This window comes from Streptomyces flaveolus, from assembly GCF_000716535.1.
Taxonomy (GTDB): Bacteria; Actinomycetota; Actinomycetes; order Streptomycetales; family Streptomycetaceae; genus Streptomyces; species Streptomyces flaveolus_A.
In genome coordinates this window covers 14675-31863 of sequence record NZ_JNWV01000028.1, presented here as the reverse complement: position 1 = coordinate 31863, position 17189 = coordinate 14675, and the positions used below count along the sequence as shown (strand labels likewise).

Sequence of the window (17189 nt, the reverse complement as noted above, 5' to 3'; positions counted from 1 at the left end):
GCTTTCCCGAAACTGCTCGGAGTTGCCCCCATGAACCCTCGTCGTAGTACCAGCTCGCTCCCCAAACCGGGCCGCTCGGCCTATGGGGTGGCGTCCGCTGTCGTCCTGCTGCTCATACCCGTGATCGTGCTGGTCGGAGGCAGCCAGTTCCGCGAGTTCCTGAACTTCGGCGCGGGCGTGCTGTCCCTCGTCTCGCTGAGCTGCTCGGTGATCTGGGGCCTGTTCGCCCAGGACAGGATCTTCCTCAACACACGGCAGCGGATCATCGGACAGGCGGTGCACCGGACGACCGCGGTCGCCTCGATCGCGTTCCTGTTGCTGCACATCACCACGAAGATCGCGCTCGGCCACACGAAGCTGATCGCCGCGATCATTCCGTTCTCGCTCGGCGTCACCGGAATCGCCGGCCTGATCGGACTGGGCTCGCTCGCGGGCCTGCTGATGATCTTCGTGGGCATCACCGGCGCCCTGCGCAGCAATTTCGCCACCCCGGCCCCGGTCGCCGCCCGCTGGCGGGCCATGCACATGCTGGCCTACCCGGCCTGGTGCGCGGCGCTGATCCACGGCCTCTACGCGGGTCGCTCGGCCAAGCCGGTCTTCGTGATCCTCTACAGCCTGTCCCTGCTCGGCGTGATGGGCGCCCTCGCGCTGCGCGCCGCGCCGCGCCCGGTCAAGCGCAAGGTCGCCGACCAGCTGGTGGCCCTGTTCGGCAGCTCGGAGCGGCCCGGGCTCGACGAGCTGGACGCGAGCCGCTCGCGGGTGGCGGAGTCGGCGCTGCCCGGCTTCGAGAGCCGGCGCGAGCCGCGCATGGCGTCCGCCGACACGGCGGCGTCCCCGCTGTACCAGACCCCGGCCGCCCCCGCCGCCGACCCCACCGGCTTCGCGGCGGCCTACCGCGCGGTCTCCACGCCGGGCCGCCCCCAGCAGCCCTTCGCCGACCAGACCGCCCGCATGGACGTGCCGATGGATCTGCGGCCCACGGAGGCCGTCCCGCGCGTGGACGGCCTCTCCAGCACCTCGGGAAGCTGGCCGATCCCGTCCCCGCCGCCGGTCGGCGAGGCCCCGCCGTCCGCGTACGACCCGCTCCAGGACACCGGATACACCATCCCGGTCTACGACAATCCGGGCACGCCGGGATACGGCGGAAGTGACGTGTACGACACCGGTGAGACAAACGGCCTCTACGGCACGTACAACCCGGGTGACACGTTCAACAGCGGTCCCGCCACCGAAACGCTGCCCGGCTCGTCCTACGAGACACCGGGTTCGGGCGAACCTTGGAACACGCCTTCCGGAGGCTTTAAGTGAACGAGGCCCTGCCCGACGTCCCCGAAGTCCGCGTGGTCGGGCTTCCCCAGCTCACGTCGGGCTTCGACCTTGTGGAGCGACTCGACCTGCCCATGCACCTGAAGGTGCACGGGCCGCTCGATCCGCTGGGCGGCGAACAGCTCGCCCAGCTCGCCGAACGCATCAACCTCAGGGGCCGCGGCGGCGCCGGCTTCCCCTTCCACAAGAAGCTGCGCTCGGTCGCCGAGTCGGCGATCAAGCGCGGGGTGCGGCCGGTCGTCGTGGTCAACGGCAGCGAGGACGAACCGGCCTGCCGCAAGGACACGGTGCTGATCAACCGTGCCCCGCACCTCATCCTCGACGGCGCGCTGCTGTGCGCCGAGGCGCTCGGCGCACGCACGCTCGTCATCGGCGTCACCCGGGAGTCCACGCAGCGCTCCATGGAGGCCGCGCTCGCCGAACGCGGGCTGAGCAACAGCCGTAGATCGGCGCTGCGCGCGTGGGTGCAGCGCAATCCGGTGCGCATGGTCACCGGCGCCGCCGCCTCCCTGATCCGCTCCATCGACGGCGGCCCGGCAGTGCCGCCCGGCCGCAAGATCAGCGCCTCCAAGAGCGGCGTCGGCGGAGCGCCCACGCTGCTGTCGAACGCGGAGACGTTCGCGCAGCTCGCCATCGCCGCCCGCATCGGCCCGGAGCGCTACGGCAACACCGGTCTGTACGACGAACCGGGCACGGTCATGCTCACGGTGTCCGGCGCGGTCGCCCGCCCGATGGTGATCGAGGTCCCCACGGGCGTGCCGCTGCGCTACGTGCTGCAGCTGGCCGGCGCCCCGCCGGTGCCGCAGGGCGTGCTGACCGGCGGCTACCACGGCAAGTGGATCGACGCGGCGACCGTCAACGAGGCGATCGTCTCGCGCAACTCGCTGGACGCGGTGGGCGGTTCGCTGGGCGCGGGCGCGATCCTGCCGATCGGCCAGGACACCTGCCCGCTCGGCGAGTCGCTGCGGGTCGCGCAGTGGCTGGCCGAGGAGAGCGCCGGCCAGTGCGGGCCCTGCTACCTGGGGCTGCCCGCCGCCGCGCGCGGGATGGAGGACATCCTGAACGGCGGCGGACCGGCCGCCCTGGAGGCGCTGAAGCAGGTCGCGAAGAACGTGAAGCGGCGCGGGGCGTGTTCGCACCCGGACGGCTCGGCGATGTTCCTGGAGTCGACCATCAAGGCGTTCACCGACGACCTGGCCGCGCACGTCCTCGGGAACGGCTGCGGACGGCCCGTGGAGGGCGTCCTGCCGCTCTTCGAGGGGGGCAGGGCCCCTACCGGGGTGCCGGGCGGCGGAGAGCCCGCGGAGACCGGCGCCAGCCGCCAGAAGATCTACGTCGACTGGACGCTCTGCCGGGGCCACGGGCTGTGCGCGGACATCCTCCCGGAGGTGTTCGAGCTCGGTGCCGACGGCTTCCCGACGGTGGCCCAGGCGCAGGTGCCGCGCTACGCGGAGGCCAAGGCGCTGCGCGCGGTGCGCCGCTGCCCGGCGCTGGCCCTGCGCATCGAGGAGGACACGCGCGGGCAGGCGCCGTCGCGCAACCTGCCGGTCCTCTCCCAGGGCCGCGGCCGGCGCGCGCTCGGCCGCTGAGCACACGCGAGGGGGCGGGTCACCCGTACGGGGGTGGCCCGCCCCCCCTCGTCCGACCGCGCCGTGGCGCAACACGACGAAGGCGGACCATCCGCCGGGATGGTCCGCCTTCTATTTCTGTGGAGCTAAGGAGAATTGAACTCCTGACCTCCTGCATGCCATGCAGGCGCTCTACCAACTGAGCTATAGCCCCTTGTTCTGTTGTTCCGCCCGGTTCCCCCGGCGACGACGTAAACATTACAGGGCGGAGAGCGCAGCACAAAATCGGTTTCGGCCTCGCACCGATACGCCCGCTAATGTCGGTTTTCATGGCCGTGATCGCGTCGCCCTCAGCCCACCGCAGGGTCCCGGTCGCACTGGGCGTGTGCCTGGTGTCCTTCGCGGTGTTCTGGGCCGCCCAGCGAGCCGCGCACGTGTCCATGATCGATCTGATGGTCTACCGCGCGGAGGGCGCCACCGTGCGCGCCGGCGGCGACCTGTACGCGCTGCGCGCGACGGCCGCGCACCTGCCCACGACGTACCCGCCGTTCGCGGCGCTGCTGTTCACGCCGCTGCCCCTGCTGGACACCGCGCTCCTGCGGACGCTGGCGACGGCCGGGAACCTCGCGCTCCTGGTGGTCTTCGTCCGGCTGTCGCTGAAACTCGTCGGACACGCGCGCGTGGAGACCGCCTGGTGGGTGGCGGCCCCGGCTGTGTGGTGCGAGCCGGTGTGGACGACCGTGCGCTACGGCCAGATCAACCTGTTGCTGGCCGTCCTGGTGCTGTGGGACCTGACCCGCCGCCCCGTCGGCGGGTACGACCGCTGGACGGGGGTGGGCCTCGGGCTGGCCGCGGCGGTCAAGCTGACGCCCGCGCTGTTCCCGGTGTTCCTGCTCGCCACGGGCCTGGTCGCCCGCCTGAGGGGCGGTCACGGGGAGCCGTGGCTGCGGCACGCACGCGGGGCGGCCGTCGCGTTCGCCGGGGCGACCCTGCTGGCGGCGGCCGTCCTGCCGTACGACTCCTGGCGGTTCTGGACGGGGATGCTGTTCCGCGCGAGCCGGGTCGGTCATGCCGAGGACACCGCCAATCAAGCCCTGCGCGGCGTCCTGGCCCGCCTTCTGCACACGCCCGAGCCGGGAGCCGTCTGGATGGCCTGCGTGGCCGTGGTGGCCGTCCTGGGCCTCGCCGTGGCCGTCCGGGCGGAGTTGCGGGGGCAGCGGGCCTGGGCGGTCTGCGTCTGCGCGGTCACCGCCCTGCTGGTCAGCCCGGTCTCCTGGACCCACCACTGGGTGTGGTGCGTGCCGCTGGTGCTGCTGCTGTGGACACGCGGGCACCGGGCGGCGGCCCTGGGCACCCTGCTGGCGTTCTGCTCGTACGCCCCCTGGTGGGTGCCGCACGGGACCGGGCGGCCGGAACTGCACCAGTCGGGCGCGGAGTTGACGCTGTCGGCCGTCTACGGGGGCGTCGGCGCCGTCTTCCTCGCACTGGCCCGGACATCGTTGCCGAAGGCCGGGCCGGGCGGGGTCCGCGTCAAGCCGTGACGAACTGGTAGAACCTCTTGAGCGTGCAGTGCTCCTCCAGGAGGCGGCCGTAGATCGGCTCGCCCTCCAGTTCCCGGTATGTCTCGATCGGGTCGCCTTTTATGATCAGCGCCCGCGCGCATTCCTCGCACCAGTACTGGTAATCGGGATTGATCGGCTCCATGTCACGGACGATCGGGGTACCGCTCCCGCACCAGTCGCACTTTCGCCTGTGTGCACCCATCGATCAGCTCCAGCTGTGGCCGCAGGCCGTGCACACGTAGGAGATTCCGCCGTTGTCGCCGAGGACCTGCGCCACATGCGCGGAACCGCAGGAAGGGCAGCTCAGCCGGGTGGTGGTGTCCCGTATCAACGCCGCACCGAGGAGGTGGCCGACCTCCTCAAGGATGCTCGCAGGCATCGCTACTCCCTCCCGTCGGGACGCGCCCCCTTCCGGCCGTTTGATTCTGCCACGACCGGACCGATACGGTCAGCGACGCCTCAGTACCAGTCCGGACACGGCTCCCGCCGCGGCCGTTCCGGCCAGCGCCCAGGCGCACACCGAGAACGCCTCCGCGGAGGGATACGAGCGCAGCGCCCCGAACGACTCAAGCCGGTTCAGGAACAGTGTGCCGAAAGCCGCAACGCCGATCAGCTGACCGAGTTGCGCGACCGTCGCCAGCAGGCCGCTGGCGTCCGCCGCGTCCTCGGGCCGCACGGTGGCCAGGGCCCCGGTGAGCGTCGGGCTGAAGGCGAGCGCCAGCCCGGCACCCGTGCCCGCGTACCCCGCGTACAGGGCCGCTCCCCCGTCACCGCCGCCGTGGAAGGCGAGCCCGACGACGGCGACGGACACCGCGGTGAGCGCGAACCCGGTCGGCACGAGGGCCCGCTGCCAGGCGGCCGGCCACTTCCGCCAGGTGAGGCTCACGGCGCCGAAGACGGCCGCGGTCGGCACGAAACCCAGTCCGGCCCGCAGGGCGCTGTGGCCGAGGCCGCCCTGGACGTGCAGGGTCAGCGCGAACAGGAAACCGGCGTTGACCGACATCACGGCGAGGATCCGGAAGACGGCCGGGCCGATGCCGGGATGCCGCAGCACCCGGGGTGTGATGAGCGGGGCGCCGCCGCGCCGGGCGAGCCGGGACTCGTAGCCGCGGAACAGGGCGAACAGCACCGCGGCGGAGGCCAGCGACAGCCAGGACCACAGCGGCCAGTCCTCCTCCTGCCCGAGCACCAGCGGCACCGTCAGCAGCGATACGGCGGCGCCCAGCAGCACCAGACCGGGCAGATCGAGCGCGCGGGAGCGCTCCGGCCCGGCCGCCGGGCCCAGCGGCAGGACCCGTCGGCCCAGCATGAGCAGCAGGGCGCCCACCGGCACGTTGACCAGGAAAACCGGCCGCCAGCCGGTGCCGAACAGGTCGGCACTGACCAGCAGTCCGCCGGCGACCTGTCCGGCCGCCGCGCCGACGGCAAGGACCGCCGAGTAGGCGCCGAGCGCCCGCGCCCGGGCCTCCCCGGTGAAGGTGCGCTGGATGAGGCTGAGCACCTGCGGGATCATCAGCGCGGAACCCGCGCCCTGCACGAGCCGGAACACGATCAGCTCGGTCGAGCCCCGCGCCAGTCCGCAGGCGAGCGAGGCCGCGGTGAACAGGGCCAGTCCGGCGAAGTGGACCCGGCCGTGGCCGAGCCGGTCGCCGAGCCGGGCCCCGGTGATCAGGAGCACCGAGTAGGTGATGGTGTAGCCGGCGATGACCAGTTGCAGGTCGGCGCCGGAGGCGTGCAGTTCGGAACCGATCGTGGGGGCCGCGACGTTCACGACGAAGACGTCGAGGGCCGCCATGAACAGGGCGGTGAGCAGCACGCCGAGCAGCAGCCGGGGTCGGTTGTCGGTGGCGGGTGCTTCACTGTCCGTGAGGGGTGAGGCGGCCCGGCCGACGGTCGGGCCGTCACTGTCAGTGGCGGATGGTTCACTGATCTCGGGGTTCGGGACGGGCCCGGTGCCCGGGCCGGTACGGGATGTCGTCGTCATGGCGTCGAGCGTGACGACGGGTCGGTACCGGTGCCGAGTGCCCGCTGATGCTGGTACTGCCAGCACCTGGCAAGGGCGGGTCCGGGCGCCGACGATGAGACGGGGACGACGGGGGCATGACGATGGGGACGAGCACGCGGCGACGCAGGCCGGAACTGGCCGCCTTCCTGCGCAGCAGGCGGGCCCGGGTCACACCGGCCGACGTGGGGATGCCGCCGGGCCTGCGGCGGCGCACACCGGGGCTGCGCCGGGAGGAGGTGGCCCAGCTCTCGGGCGTGGGCGTGACCTGGTACACGTGGCTGGAGCAGGGCCGGCCGATCAACGCCTCGCCGCAGGTGCTGGACGCGGTCGCGCGGACGCTGCGGCTGGACCCGCCGGAGCGGGAGCACCTGTACCGGCTCGCGGAGGTGCCGTTCCAGCCGGATTCCGAAGGACTGACCCGGCGGATCAGCCCGGAGGTGCAGGGCATCATCGACGCCCTCGACCCGGTGCTGGCGACGGTCTACAACGCGCGGTACGACGTCCTGGCCACCAACGCGGCCTACCGGGACCTGTTCCTGGTCCCGGAGAGCCTCGGGACCGGCATGCCGAACGTGCTGTGGACGCTGTTCACGCTGCCGGAGGCGGTCAGTCCGCTGGTGCACCGGGAGAAGGAGCTGCCGCTGATGGTGGCGACCCTGCGGTCGTCCTACGGCAGACACGTGGGCGAGCCGGCCTGGGAGGAGTACATACGTGGGCTGTCGGCGGCGAGCCCCTGGTTCGCCGAGCTGTGGGCGAGCGGTGAGGTGGTGCCTCCTGGCCCCCGGGTGAAGGTGTTCCGCCACACGGCCGTGGGCGAGATGCGGATGACCTCGCAGTCGCTGTCCATCGACGGGATGCCCGAGTGCCGGATCGTGGTCTACACGCCGGAGGACGAGGACACGCGGGCGAAGATCGCGGTGCTGCGGGAGCGAAGGGAGCGGCTGTGGCCGCCGGCGCACGAGGAGGAGGCCGAGCAGAGCGTCCGCGGGTGAACCTTCGGGTGAACACGGAAAATCCCGCCCCCTGTGGGGGCGGGATCCTCATCACCGATCTTTGACAACTCAACAGAGTGTCGATCAGTGGAGCTAAGGAGAATTGAACTCCTGACCTCCTGCATGCCATGCAGGCGCTCTACCAACTGAGCTATAGCCCCTCGCGTTCCCCCCGCTCGGCGGGGCGAACAAGAAGAACTTTAGCCTGTGACCTGCCAGAAAGTGAAATCCGGGGTCGGGGACCTCGGGACGGTCAGTCGTCGTCGCCGAGGACGGGCTCCGGGAGGGTGCCCGCGTTGTGCTCCAGCAGGCGCCAGCCGCGGGCGCCCTCGCCGAGCACGGACCAGCAGCAGTTGGAGAGCCCACCGAGGCTCTCCCAGTGCCGGGCATCCAGGCCGAGGAGCCGGCCGATGGTCGTGCGGATGGTGCCGCCGTGGCTGACGACGACGAGCGTGCCGTCCTCGGGCAGCTTGTCGGCGTGCCGCAGCACGACGGGGGCGGCGCGGTCGGCGACCTCGGTCTCCAGTTCGCCGCCGCCGCGGCGGACCGCCTCGCCGCGCTTCCAGGCGGCGTACTCCTCACCGTGGCGGGCGATGATCTCGTCGTGCGTCAGCCCCTGCCAGACGCCCGCGTAGGTCTCGCGCAGCCCCTCGTCGCGGGTGACCTCGAGGCCGGTGAGGGCGGCCAGTTCGGCGGCCGTGTGCGCCGCCCGCTGCAGGTCCGACGAGACGATCGCGTCGGGCCGCAGGGAGGCGAGCAACCGGGCGGCGCGGCGGGCCTGGCCGATCCCCGTCTCGGTCAGCTCGACGTCCGTGGTGCCCTGGAAGCGGCGCTCCACGTTCCAGGAGGTCTGGCCGTGCCGCCACAGGATGATGCGGCGGCCCCGGCCCTTGCGGTCGGTCACCTCGCCGGTGGCGCTCATCACCACGCCCCGTCCGGTTCCTGGTCGGCCTCGGCGGCCTGCGCCCTGGCGTGCTCCTCCGCCTTGCCGCGGGTGGCCTTGGCGTCGGCGGGCAGCTCCAGCTCGGGGCAGTCCTTCCACAGCCGCTCCAGGGCGTAGAAGACCCGCTCCTCGCTGTGCTGGACGTGGACGACGATGTCGACGTAGTCGAGCAGGATCCAGCGGGACTCCCGGTCGCCCTCGCGGCGGACCGGCTTGGCCCCGAGGTCCTTCAGGAGGCGCTCCTCGATCTCGTCGACGATGGCCTTGACCTGGCGGTCGTTCGGCGCGGATGCCAGCAGGAAGGCGTCCGTGATCGACAGCACGTCGCTCACGTCGTAGGCGATGACGTCGTGGGCGAGCTTGTCGGCCGCCGCCTGGGCGGCGGTGTTGATGAGCTCAAGGGAACGGTCGGTGGCGGTCACTACACGGCTTTCCGTCGGCGGTCTTTTGTCATCAAGGGTCTCACGGACCACGCGGCGCACCCCACGTGATTACGGCATCACGTGGGGTGCCCCCCGGCCGCGCTGGTGCGGAGGCGGCTCGAAATCAGGAGGAGGAGGGCTCGTAGTCGCTGCCGAGGATCACCGAGACGTCCGCTCCGGAGGAGACGCTGCCCTTGGTCACGGAGCTCGCGGGCAGCCCGAGGGTCTTGGCGACCTCGGTGGCGTTCGCCTTGTCTGCGGCGTCCGCGTAGAGCACCTTCGAGGCGGACCGGGTGCCGGAGGCGGTGCCGCCCTCCAGGAAGGTGAAGCCGCCGTTGAGGAGCACGACGCGCGCCTTCTCCGTGTCGTCCTTCACACCGGTGGCGTTCTGGACGGAGACCCGGACCGAGGAGCCTGCGTCGGGGCTCTTGGCCGTGCCGCCGAGGATGTCCTTCACCACGCTGTCGCTGGTCTGCGCGGTGAGGGTGCCGTCGGACTGCACGGGCAGCAGGGCGGTCTTGTAGTCGCCGCTCTTGGCGAGGTCGGCGAGCTTGGCGAGGAAGCTGCCGAGGTCCTTGTCGGTGAGCGGCGGGTCGAGGATCTGCGCGAGGGTCTGCACGGTGGTGGTGGCGGACGACGGGTCGGAGGACAGCTTGCGCAGCACGCCCTGCATGACCTGGCCGAACCGCTCGAGCTGGGCGTTCTGGGACTCGCCGGCGGCGCGGTAGGTGGCGTAGGCGACGGCCATCTTGCCGCTGAGGGTCTGGCCCTGGCCCTTGTGGACGAGCGGCGCGGTGCCCTTCTTCTTGGTGTCCGGGTCGGGCACGTCGGTGTTGGTGTCGATCTCGATGTTGCCGACGAGTTCGACGAGGTTCTGCAGGTAGGGGGTGTCGAGGCGCCAGGTCCCCTGGATGCTGGTGCCGAGGACCGTGTCGAGCTGGTCGCGGGTGCCGGAGGCGCCGTCGTCGTCCACGGACTTGGCGAGGGTCGTGGTGGAACCGTCGTCGTCGGTCAGGGCGAGGGAGTTGGGCAGCAGGACCGTGGTGCCCTGCTTGGTGGTGGTGTTGTCGACCAGCAGCGCCGTGGAGGTGCCGCTCTTGCCGGTGTTGTGCAGGTGGACGACGATCACGTCGCGTTTCTGGGCGGTGACCGGCGTGGCGGTGCCGGCCTTGCCGTCGGACGAGGACAGGCCGGGCAGCTTCCCCGCGAACCAGAGGTAGCCGACACCGCCGACCGCGACGAGGGCGAGGACGACGAGAAGCGCGATGATCCGGCTGCGGGCGCGGCGGCGGGCCTCCTCGCGGCGCTCGGTGCGGTTCTCGGTGAACTTCAGCCAGTCGATGACGTCCTCGGAGTCGCCGTCCGGCTCCTCGACGAAGGCGAACTGCTCGGTGCGGTAGTCCTGTTCCCCCGCCGGGGGCTCGGTCTCCTCCGGCGTCCGGGTGTCCTGCGGGATCCAGGTGTCGTCCGGGACGCGGGTGTTCTCCGCGGGGCCGGCCTGCTGCGGGATGTAGGCGGTCTGCTCGGCGCCCCGGGGCTGCTGTCCGCTGTTCGCCGCCTGCCCGTAGGGGTCGTAGCCCGTGGCGTCCTGGGTGCCGGTGGCGTACGGGTCGTACGGGGCCTGGGTGCCGTAGGGGTCGTAGGCGTGCGGCTGTTGGACGGATCCGTAGGAGGGCGCCTGCGGCTGCCGGCCGGTGGCGTAGGGGTCGTAGCCGTAGCCCTGCTGCTGGGCGTACGGGTCGTAGCTCGCCTGCTGGGACTGTGGAGCCGGCTGTGCCGGGACCTGCCCGTACACGGGCCGGCCGTACTCGTCGTAGCCGACGACTTCGTACGGGCCGGCGCCGTAGCCTGCGTCTCCCGCGTCGTATCGGTCGTTCACCGGTGCCCCTCTCGGCTCACTCGCCGCGGTACAGCTCGCGCTTGTCGATGTAGCGCACGACTCCGTCCGGCACCATGTACCAGATGGGGTCCCCCTTGGCGACTCTCGCACGGCAGTCTGTGGACGAGATGGCCAGCGCGGGCACCTCGACGAGCGAGACTCCGCCCTCCGGCAGGCCCGGGTCGGTCAGGTTGTGGCCGGGGCGGGTGACGCCGATGAAGTGCGCGAGGGAGAACAGTTCCTCCGAGTCTCGCCAGGTCAGCAGTTGAGCGAGGGCGTCGGCGCCCGTGATGAAGAAGAGGTCGGTGTCGGGGTTGAGGGCGCGCAGGTCGCGCAGGGTGTCGACGGTGTAGGTGGGGCCGCCGCGGTCGATGTCGATGCGGCTGACGGAGAACTGCGGGTTCTCGGCGGTCGCGATGACCGTCATCAGGTAGCGGTCCTCGGCCGGGGAGACCTTGCGGTGGGACTTCTGCCACGGCTGGCCGGTGGGGACGAACACCACCTCGTCCAGGTGGAACTGCGCGGCGACCTCGCTGGCCGCCACGAGGTGCCCGTGGTGGATCGGGTCGAATGTTCCGCCCATGACGCCGAGGCGCCGTTTGCCGGTGTGGGCGGGGCCGTTGCCCGGTCCGTGCTGCGGGTGCTTCACCGTGTCGTCGCCCGTCTCGTGCGCCGGACCGGTAGGCATGTCCTGCTCTCCCATGCGTGCAGACCCTACCGGCCCGGCCTCGGACGTCCGGCCGGGGACGGGTTCCCCGCTCAGCGGTCGCGGTTGAAGCGCGTGGTGATCCACAGCAGCAGGAGCAGGATGAACAGGGCGCCGCCGCCGGTGAGGGCCGGGTTCAGGCTGTTGTGGTTTCCGCCGTGCTGCTCGCCCTCGGCGGCAAGGGTGACCAACTGGGCTGCTGCGCTGTGGAAGCTCATCTTCGGCAGGACCTATCGCGTGTGGGCGGAATAAAGATGTCGGCTCATCGTAAGCGGGCGACCGTGCGGCGATCACGCCGACTCCGCCGTTGGGCCCGAGGGCACCGGTGGCTCGCGCGCCGCGGGGAACGGCCGGCGCCCGGCCGCGGGGAACCTTCGCCGCTCGTCAGTCGTCCTTCCGCTTGTAGCCGCGCAGCAGGAACCATGCGGTCAGTACACAGCCGAGGACCATCACGATCAGTACGACGCGGAGCAGGTTTCCTGACCCGTGCTGCTGGACGGCGCTCGCGGCGGCCTCGGTCAGCCAGGTGGCTGCGGGGTGGTGCTCCATGGCGGGGACTCCTTCGGGTGTACTGCCCGTCCACGGTATCTCCGCCTAGGCTGGGCCCCGCCTCGGGGGCACAGTGGGCACTCACACGCACATGGGGGAAGACATGTCCGACGACGGCCACCAGCACACGGGGCACGAGCGGGTGCCGAGCAGGCAGCGCAGGCGCTTCCCGGGGATCTCCACGCGCGCGTACGAGCACCCCGCCGACCGTTCGGCCCTGGTCGCGCTGCGCAAGCTGAGCGGGTTCGACACCGTCTTCAAGGCGCTCAGCGGGCTGCTGCCGGAGCGGAGCCTCAGGCTGCTGTTCCTGTCCGACTCGGTGCGGGTCTCCGAGCGGCAGTTCTCGCACCTGCACGACATGCTGCTGGACGCCTGTTACATCCTGGACCTGCAGAAGGTCCCGCCGATGTACGTCACGCAGGACCCGCAGCCGACCGCGATGTGCATCGGCCTGGACGAGCCGATCATCGTGGTCAGCACGGGGCTGGTGGAGCTGCTCGACGAGGAGGAGATGCGGGCGGTCGTCGGGCACGAGGTCGGGCACGCGCTGTCCGGGCACTCGGTGTACCGCACCATCCTGCTGTTCCTGACGAGCCTCGCCCTGAAGGTCGCCTGGATCCCGCTGGGCAACCTGGCGGTCATGGCGATCATCACGGCGCTGCGGGAGTGGTTCCGCAAGTCGGAGCTGTCCGCCGACCGGGCGGGCCTGCTGGTGGGCCAGGACGTCCGGGCTTCGATGCGGGGGCTGATGAAGATCGCGGGCGGCAACCATCTGCACGAGATGAACGTGGACGCGTTCCTGGAGCAGGCCGAGGAGTACGACTCCGGGGGCGACCTGCGCGACTCGGTGCTGAAGATCCTGAACGTGCTGCCCCGCTCACACCCGTTCACCACCGTGCGGGCCGCCGAGCTGAAGAAGTGGGCCGAGTCCCGGGACTACCAGCGGATCATGGACGGCCACTACCCACGGCGCAGCGAGGACGGGGACGCCTCCGTCGGCGACTCCTTCCGCGAGTCGGCGGCCAGCTACGCGAGCGATGTGAAGACCTCCAAGGACCCGCTGATGAAGCTGGTCTCGGACCTCGCGGGCGGCGCGGGCGACCTGGGCGGCCGGGTCCGGAGGGGCTTCGACGGCTTCCGGAGCCCGCCTCCGGCCAAGGGGGACGCCACCCCGGGCGGCGGCGAGGAGTAGCCGCCGGGCCGGCGCAGCGAGCCACAGCCTCCGGCGCCGTTCTCCCGTACGCGCCCCTCAGCCCTCGGCCGACGCCCCTCACACCTTCGGCTGGGCCCCGGTGGCCAGCGTCCCGCACAGGGCCGTGGCGCTGTCCGTCTCGTAGGGATTGGTGCCCGCGGGGCCGCCCGTCCTGGCCGTCTGGCCGGCCAGGAGGGGGCGGAGGTAGGCCGAGGCGTCCTCGGCGCAGGCGAGGGGGCCCGCCTGGACGTAGGACGTGACCAGCCGGACCTGGTGGGTGCGCAGGTCGTCACGGTCGAAGTGGAAGGTCACCTCGCGGCGGACCGTGAAGAGGGAGGCGGGGGTGTCGGCGGTGGCGCCGGTGGGGCGCAGGGCGTAGACGAAGGTGTGGTCGGCGGTGACCTCCAGTGTCGCCGGGTCGGCCTCGGCGGCGTTCAGGCTGCCGAAGACACGGATCCTGCCGTCGGCGAGCTGGGCCCGGGCGGGGTCGATGCGGACCACCCACCCGGTGGCCGCGTGCCGGCCGTCCGCCGCCGGGTGGTCGAAGCTCTGGTCGAACTGGTCGAGCTGGTCGGAGTCGATCAGGGCCCGGGCGGGGTGGACCTCGCGGCCGGTGAGCACCTCGGGGTAGAGCGAGGAGCGGACGATGTAGTCCTTGGCGGTGGTGAGGGCGGTGACCACCTGGCTGTCGGAGAAGTGGGCCGTGGCGCGCGAGGCCGGCAGGGGGATGCCCTCGGCACCGGTCTCGTAGGGGGCGGCGGGGCTGTGCGCGTAGAGCCTCTCGGGGTCCGTGGCGCCGGGCACCTTGCCCTGGGGGGCGAGCGGGATGACGGTCGTCCTGAGGGACTCCACGGGACGCCGGGTCTGCGGGGAGCCGTAGGGGTGGCGGACACCCATGTAGATCGCGGTGGCGAAGGCGACGGCGATCAGCAGGACGAGGACGAGGGCCTGCCGGGTGAGGCCCCGGTGCAGGGGCGGGCGGCGGCGGACGGCGGGGGCGTGGTCAGCCATCCGCTCCTCGGCGGAGAACTCCTGGAGGCGGGCAGCGCGGACGAACGACTCGTCGAAGACGACGGATCGGTATTCGTCCTCCGCACCGCCGGGGCCGCCCTCGGGTGTCCCCTCCGGTGGGTCTCCAGGCCCGCCCATACTTTCAGAGTAGGTCTCCTGAGCCCCGGGTAAACGCCCCGCTGGGCGACAACTTCTGACAGGTTCTCACCAAGCGCGGGCGGGGCGCTCAGGGGGAGGGCGGGATGGCCGAGACGGCCGGCCGGGAGTGGTCGGTGGCGGAGCCCGGGGCGGACGCGCTGCCCTGTTCCAGGCCTGTGGAGGCGGGGGCGGGGACGCGGTCGCGGGTGCCCGAGGAGCCTCCCCGGTAGACGGCGGCGAAGGCCAGCGCGACCATGCCGATGCCCATCACGACCGCGAGGACCCAGGCAACGGGACGGTGCCAGCGGACCTGCTTGCCGTAGGCGCCGAAGAGGCCGTGGCGGTCACCGAGGGCGTAGGTGTCGTCCAGCTCGTCGTCGTGATCTTGGCCGAATGCGGCGCCCTCGGGGCCGTAGCCGTCGTCGTAGCGCTCGCCGCGGGCGCGGGCGCGGCGGGCCTCCGCCTCGGAGGCCTCGGCCCTGGCCTGGGCGGCGGCCAGAAGGCGCTCCACCGCGGTGGGCTCGTGGAAGGTGGCTGCCTGCACGAAGGCCTCGTCGAAGACCACGGAGGCGAACTCTTCGTCCGACACCCCGTGGTCGTGGTCGTCGTCGGGCTCCCAGCCGTCAGGGAACGGCGTGCCCCCCACGTCCTCCGGCACGGATCCAGAGTAGACCTGGGGGGTCAATTTGGGCAGACGGTATGGAAATTCGTCTGCCTGGTGAGACGCCTTCCCGGCCGGGCCGCGGGACGGTTCGCGGACGGGGCCCGGGACAGCGGGCCCGCGGCCGGACGGGTGATCGTCAGCGGCGGACGTGTCCGTCGCCGGTGACGATGTACTTGGTGCTGGTCAGCTCCGGCAGGCCCATCGGGCCTCGGGCGTGCAGCTTCTGCGTGGAGATGCCGATCTCGGCGCCGAAGCCGAACTGGCCGCCGTCGGTGAAGCGGGTGGAGGCGTTCACGGCGACGGTGGTGGAGTCGACCAGCTGGGTGAAGCGGCGGGCGGCCTGCTGGGAGGTGGTGACGATGGCCTCGGTGTGGCCGGAGGTCCACAGCCGGATGTGCTCGACGGCCTTGTCCAGGGAGTCCACCACGGCCGCGGCGATGTCGTAGGACAGGTACTCCGTCTCCCAGTCCTCGGCGGTCGCCTCGACCACGGTGGCCTTGGAGTCCTTGGCGTGGGCCATGACCCGCTCGTCGGCGTGGACGGTGACGCCGGCCTCGGCGAGGGCGTCCAGGGCGCGCGGCAGGAACTCGGGGGCGATGTCCTGGTGGACCAGGAGGGTCTCGGCGGCGTTGCAGACGCTGACCCGCTGGGCCTTGGAGTTGATCAGGATCTCGATGGCCATGTCGATGTCGGCCTGGGCGTCGACGTAGACGTGGCAGTTGCCGGTGCCGGTCTCGATCACGGGGACCGTGGACTCGTTGACCACGGTCTGGATCAGGGCGGCGCCGCCGCGCGGGATGAGGACGTCGACCAGGCCGCGGGCGCGCATCAGCTCGCGGACGGAGTCGCGGCTCTCGCCGGGCACGAGCTGGACGGCGTCGGCGGGCAGCCCGGCGCCGCCGACGGCGTCGCGGATCACCCGGACGAGGGCGGCGTTGGACTCGTAGGCGGAGGCCGAGCCACGCAGCAGGACGGCGTTGCCGGACTTGAGGCAGAGGGCGGCGGCGTCCACGGTGACGTTCGGGCGGGCCTCGTAGATGATGCCGACGACGCCGAGCGGGACGCGGACCTGGCGCAGGTCGATGCCGTTGGGGAGGGTGGAGCCGCGGACGACCTCGCCGACCGGGTCGGGCAGCTTCGCGACGTCACGGACGTCGGAGGCGATGGCGCGGACCCGCTCCGGGGTGAGGGTGAGCCGGTCGACGATGGCCTCGCTGGTGCCGTTCTCCCGTGCCTTGGCCACGTCCTTGGCGTTGGCCTCGACGATCTCGGCGGTCCGGACCTCCAGGGCGTCGGCGATGGCGAGCAGCGCGTCGTCCTTCACGGCGCGCGGGAGCGGCGCGAGGTCGGCGGCGGCGGCCTTGGCCCGGTAGGCGGCCTGGGTGACCGGGGACATCGAGTCGTACGGCGAGAGCGTGGTCATGAGGGAAGGGTAGTGCGAGGGGCGCGGCGGTTCAGCGGTCGTCCCACACCCCGAGACACCCCAAAAGGGGTGAACCTTCCCCGGCCGGGGGACGGCCGGCCCGCTCGCTCGCTCCGGCACAGCGCGCCCGCTCGGCCCCCGCTCGCCCGACGCCGACTCGCCGATCCCGGCTCACCGACCGCAGCTCACCCGGCCCCGGATCACCAGCCCCAGTTCACCGGCCCCGGCTCACCCCGCCCCGCTCAGAACGGATGCACCCCCACCGGTGTCGCCGGGGCGGGGCCGTAGCCCTCGGCGATGCGGTGGTGGTAGGTCTCGCGGTCGATGACCTCCAGGCCGACGATCTCCCAGGGCGGCAGGCCGGCGCTCTGCCGGTGCTCGCCCCACAGGCGCAGTGCCACGGCGGCGGCGTCGTGCAGGTCGCGGGCCTCTTCCCAGTACCGGATCTCGGCGTGGTCGGTCGCGTATCTGCTGGTCAGCAGGAAGGGGTGGTCGTGGGCGAGCTGTTCCAGGGCCCGCCGCAGTTCGGGCAGGGCGACCTTCTCCCCGGAGACGCTGAGGGTGACGTGCCACAGCCTGGGCAGGTCCTTGGGCTCCTCATAGGTGTCCCCGGCCGCGACGCTCGTCAGAGCACCGCGGGACGCCGCCCCCGGGCGCACTCGTCTCACGACGGCCTCCTTCACGCATGGCTCGCACGGCTCGCATGCTCGTATGGCTCGCTCGGCCCCTTGACGGAACCCCGTCCCTTCAACATGTCCCCCAGACAAAGTTGAGCAGGCCGCAGGGCTCCGCGTGGTGGTTTTACGGAA

Annotated in this window: 18 protein-coding genes and 2 tRNA genes; 5 read left to right on the top strand and 15 right to left on the bottom strand. The window is 71.9% G+C overall.

Annotation, left to right across the window (positions count from 1 at the left end):
- Nucleotides 1-30: 30 nt before the first annotated feature.
- Entirely contained in the window at nt 31-1308 is a 1278-nt protein-coding gene (locus OO52_RS28540; protein WP_199819984.1) for a cytochrome b/b6 domain-containing protein, read from the top strand.
- Nucleotides 1305-2915: an NADH-quinone oxidoreductase subunit NuoF family protein gene (locus OO52_RS28535; RefSeq protein ID WP_030653816.1), complete on the top strand. Its 1611-nt coding sequence runs from the start codon at nt 1305-1307 to the stop codon at nt 2913-2915. The genes OO52_RS28540 and OO52_RS28535 overlap by 4 nt, the downstream gene beginning before the upstream one ends.
- A gap of 120 nt (nt 2916-3035) precedes the next feature.
- Here OO52_RS28535 and OO52_RS28530 read toward each other — a convergent pair.
- A tRNA-Ala gene (locus tag OO52_RS28530) sits at nt 3036-3108 on the bottom strand.
- A gap of 115 nt (nt 3109-3223) precedes the next feature.
- Between OO52_RS28530 and OO52_RS28525 the strand changes: the two genes are divergently transcribed.
- Nucleotides 3224-4435 carry a glycosyltransferase 87 family protein gene (locus tag OO52_RS28525; RefSeq protein WP_030938651.1) on the top strand — a complete coding sequence of 404 codons (1212 nt, stop codon included), beginning with the start codon at nt 3224-3226 and terminating at the stop codon, nt 4433-4435.
- On the opposite strand, the gene OO52_RS28520 is transcribed toward OO52_RS28525, so the two are convergent.
- The 3 genes from OO52_RS28520 to OO52_RS28515 all read right to left on the bottom strand — a co-directional run bounded on the left by OO52_RS28520 (nt 4425) and on the right by OO52_RS28515 (nt 6269).
- Nucleotides 4425-4658 carry a hypothetical protein gene (locus OO52_RS28520; RefSeq protein WP_030653820.1) on the bottom strand — a complete coding sequence of 78 codons (234 nt, stop codon included), beginning with the start codon at nt 4656-4658 and terminating at the stop codon, nt 4425-4427. The two genes, OO52_RS28525 and OO52_RS28520, sit on opposite strands and share 11 nt — an antisense overlap.
- A gap of 3 nt (nt 4659-4661) precedes the next feature.
- Entirely contained in the window at nt 4662-4835 is a 174-nt protein-coding gene (locus tag OO52_RS49995) for a hypothetical protein (RefSeq protein WP_014672673.1), read from the bottom strand.
- 69 nt (nt 4836-4904) lie between these two features.
- A complete protein-coding gene (locus OO52_RS28515) occupies nt 4905-6269 on the bottom strand; it encodes an MFS transporter (protein WP_030653823.1) in 1365 nt (454 codons plus the stop codon).
- A gap of 287 nt (nt 6270-6556) precedes the next feature.
- Here OO52_RS28515 and OO52_RS28510 point away from each other — a divergent pair, with 287 nt between their 5' ends.
- Nucleotides 6557-7453: a helix-turn-helix transcriptional regulator gene (locus OO52_RS28510; protein ID WP_051818852.1), complete on the top strand. Its 897-nt coding sequence runs from the start codon at nt 6557-6559 to the stop codon at nt 7451-7453.
- An 88-nt stretch (nt 7454-7541) separates the two neighbouring features.
- On the opposite strand, the gene OO52_RS28505 is transcribed toward OO52_RS28510, so the two are convergent.
- From OO52_RS28505 to OO52_RS49990, 7 genes are all read right to left on the bottom strand, one after another.
- Nucleotides 7542-7614: transfer RNA gene (locus OO52_RS28505), tRNA-Ala, on the bottom strand.
- Nucleotides 7615-7706: 92 nt separating this feature from the next.
- Nucleotides 7707-8375, bottom strand: coding sequence for a histidine phosphatase family protein (locus OO52_RS28500; protein ID WP_030653827.1), 669 nt, complete (start codon nt 8373-8375; stop codon nt 7707-7709).
- Entirely contained in the window at nt 8375-8818 is a 444-nt protein-coding gene (gene rsfS, locus OO52_RS28495; protein WP_030653829.1) for a ribosome silencing factor, read from the bottom strand. The genes OO52_RS28500 and rsfS overlap by 1 nt, the downstream gene beginning before the upstream one ends.
- Nucleotides 8819-8942: 124 nt before the next feature.
- Nucleotides 8943-10697: an LCP family protein gene (locus tag OO52_RS28490; protein ID WP_030653832.1), complete on the bottom strand. Its 1755-nt coding sequence runs from the start codon at nt 10695-10697 to the stop codon at nt 8943-8945.
- Between the two features lie 16 nt (nt 10698-10713).
- The gene (gene nadD, locus OO52_RS28485) at nt 10714-11400 is read right to left on the bottom strand and encodes a nicotinate-nucleotide adenylyltransferase (RefSeq protein WP_030653834.1); all 687 of its coding nucleotides are present in this window, start codon (nt 11398-11400) and stop codon (nt 10714-10716) included.
- Between the two features lie 56 nt (nt 11401-11456).
- The gene (locus OO52_RS51705) at nt 11457-11621 is read right to left on the bottom strand and encodes a hypothetical protein (protein ID WP_014672678.1); all 165 of its coding nucleotides are present in this window, start codon (nt 11619-11621) and stop codon (nt 11457-11459) included.
- Nucleotides 11622-11787: 166 nt separating this feature from the next.
- The gene (locus OO52_RS49990; RefSeq protein WP_030653836.1) at nt 11788-11952 is read right to left on the bottom strand and encodes a hypothetical protein; all 165 of its coding nucleotides are present in this window, start codon (nt 11950-11952) and stop codon (nt 11788-11790) included.
- 103 nt (nt 11953-12055) lie between these two features.
- Here OO52_RS49990 and OO52_RS28470 point away from each other — a divergent pair, with 103 nt between their 5' ends.
- Nucleotides 12056-13144 (top strand): M48 family metallopeptidase, encoded by a 1089-nt coding sequence (locus OO52_RS28470; RefSeq protein WP_030653838.1) that lies wholly within the window; start codon nt 12056-12058, stop codon nt 13142-13144.
- 78 nt (nt 13145-13222) lie between these two features.
- On the opposite strand, the gene OO52_RS28465 is transcribed toward OO52_RS28470, so the two are convergent.
- The 4 genes from OO52_RS28465 to OO52_RS28450 form a co-directional block, all read right to left on the bottom strand.
- Nucleotides 13223-14293, bottom strand: a complete 1071-nt coding sequence (locus OO52_RS28465; RefSeq protein WP_030653840.1) for a hypothetical protein — start codon at nt 14291-14293, stop codon at nt 13223-13225.
- A gap of 88 nt (nt 14294-14381) precedes the next feature.
- Nucleotides 14382-14978 (bottom strand): hypothetical protein, encoded by a 597-nt coding sequence (locus OO52_RS28460; protein WP_196943548.1) that lies wholly within the window; start codon nt 14976-14978, stop codon nt 14382-14384.
- Between the two features lie 115 nt (nt 14979-15093).
- Nucleotides 15094-16380 (bottom strand): glutamate-5-semialdehyde dehydrogenase, encoded by a 1287-nt coding sequence (locus tag OO52_RS28455; RefSeq protein WP_030653844.1) that lies wholly within the window; start codon nt 16378-16380, stop codon nt 15094-15096.
- A 242-nt stretch (nt 16381-16622) separates the two neighbouring features.
- Nucleotides 16623-17048 carry a hypothetical protein gene (locus OO52_RS28450; RefSeq protein ID WP_030653847.1) on the bottom strand — a complete coding sequence of 142 codons (426 nt, stop codon included), beginning with the start codon at nt 17046-17048 and terminating at the stop codon, nt 16623-16625.
- Nucleotides 17049-17189: the final 141 nt, after the last annotated feature.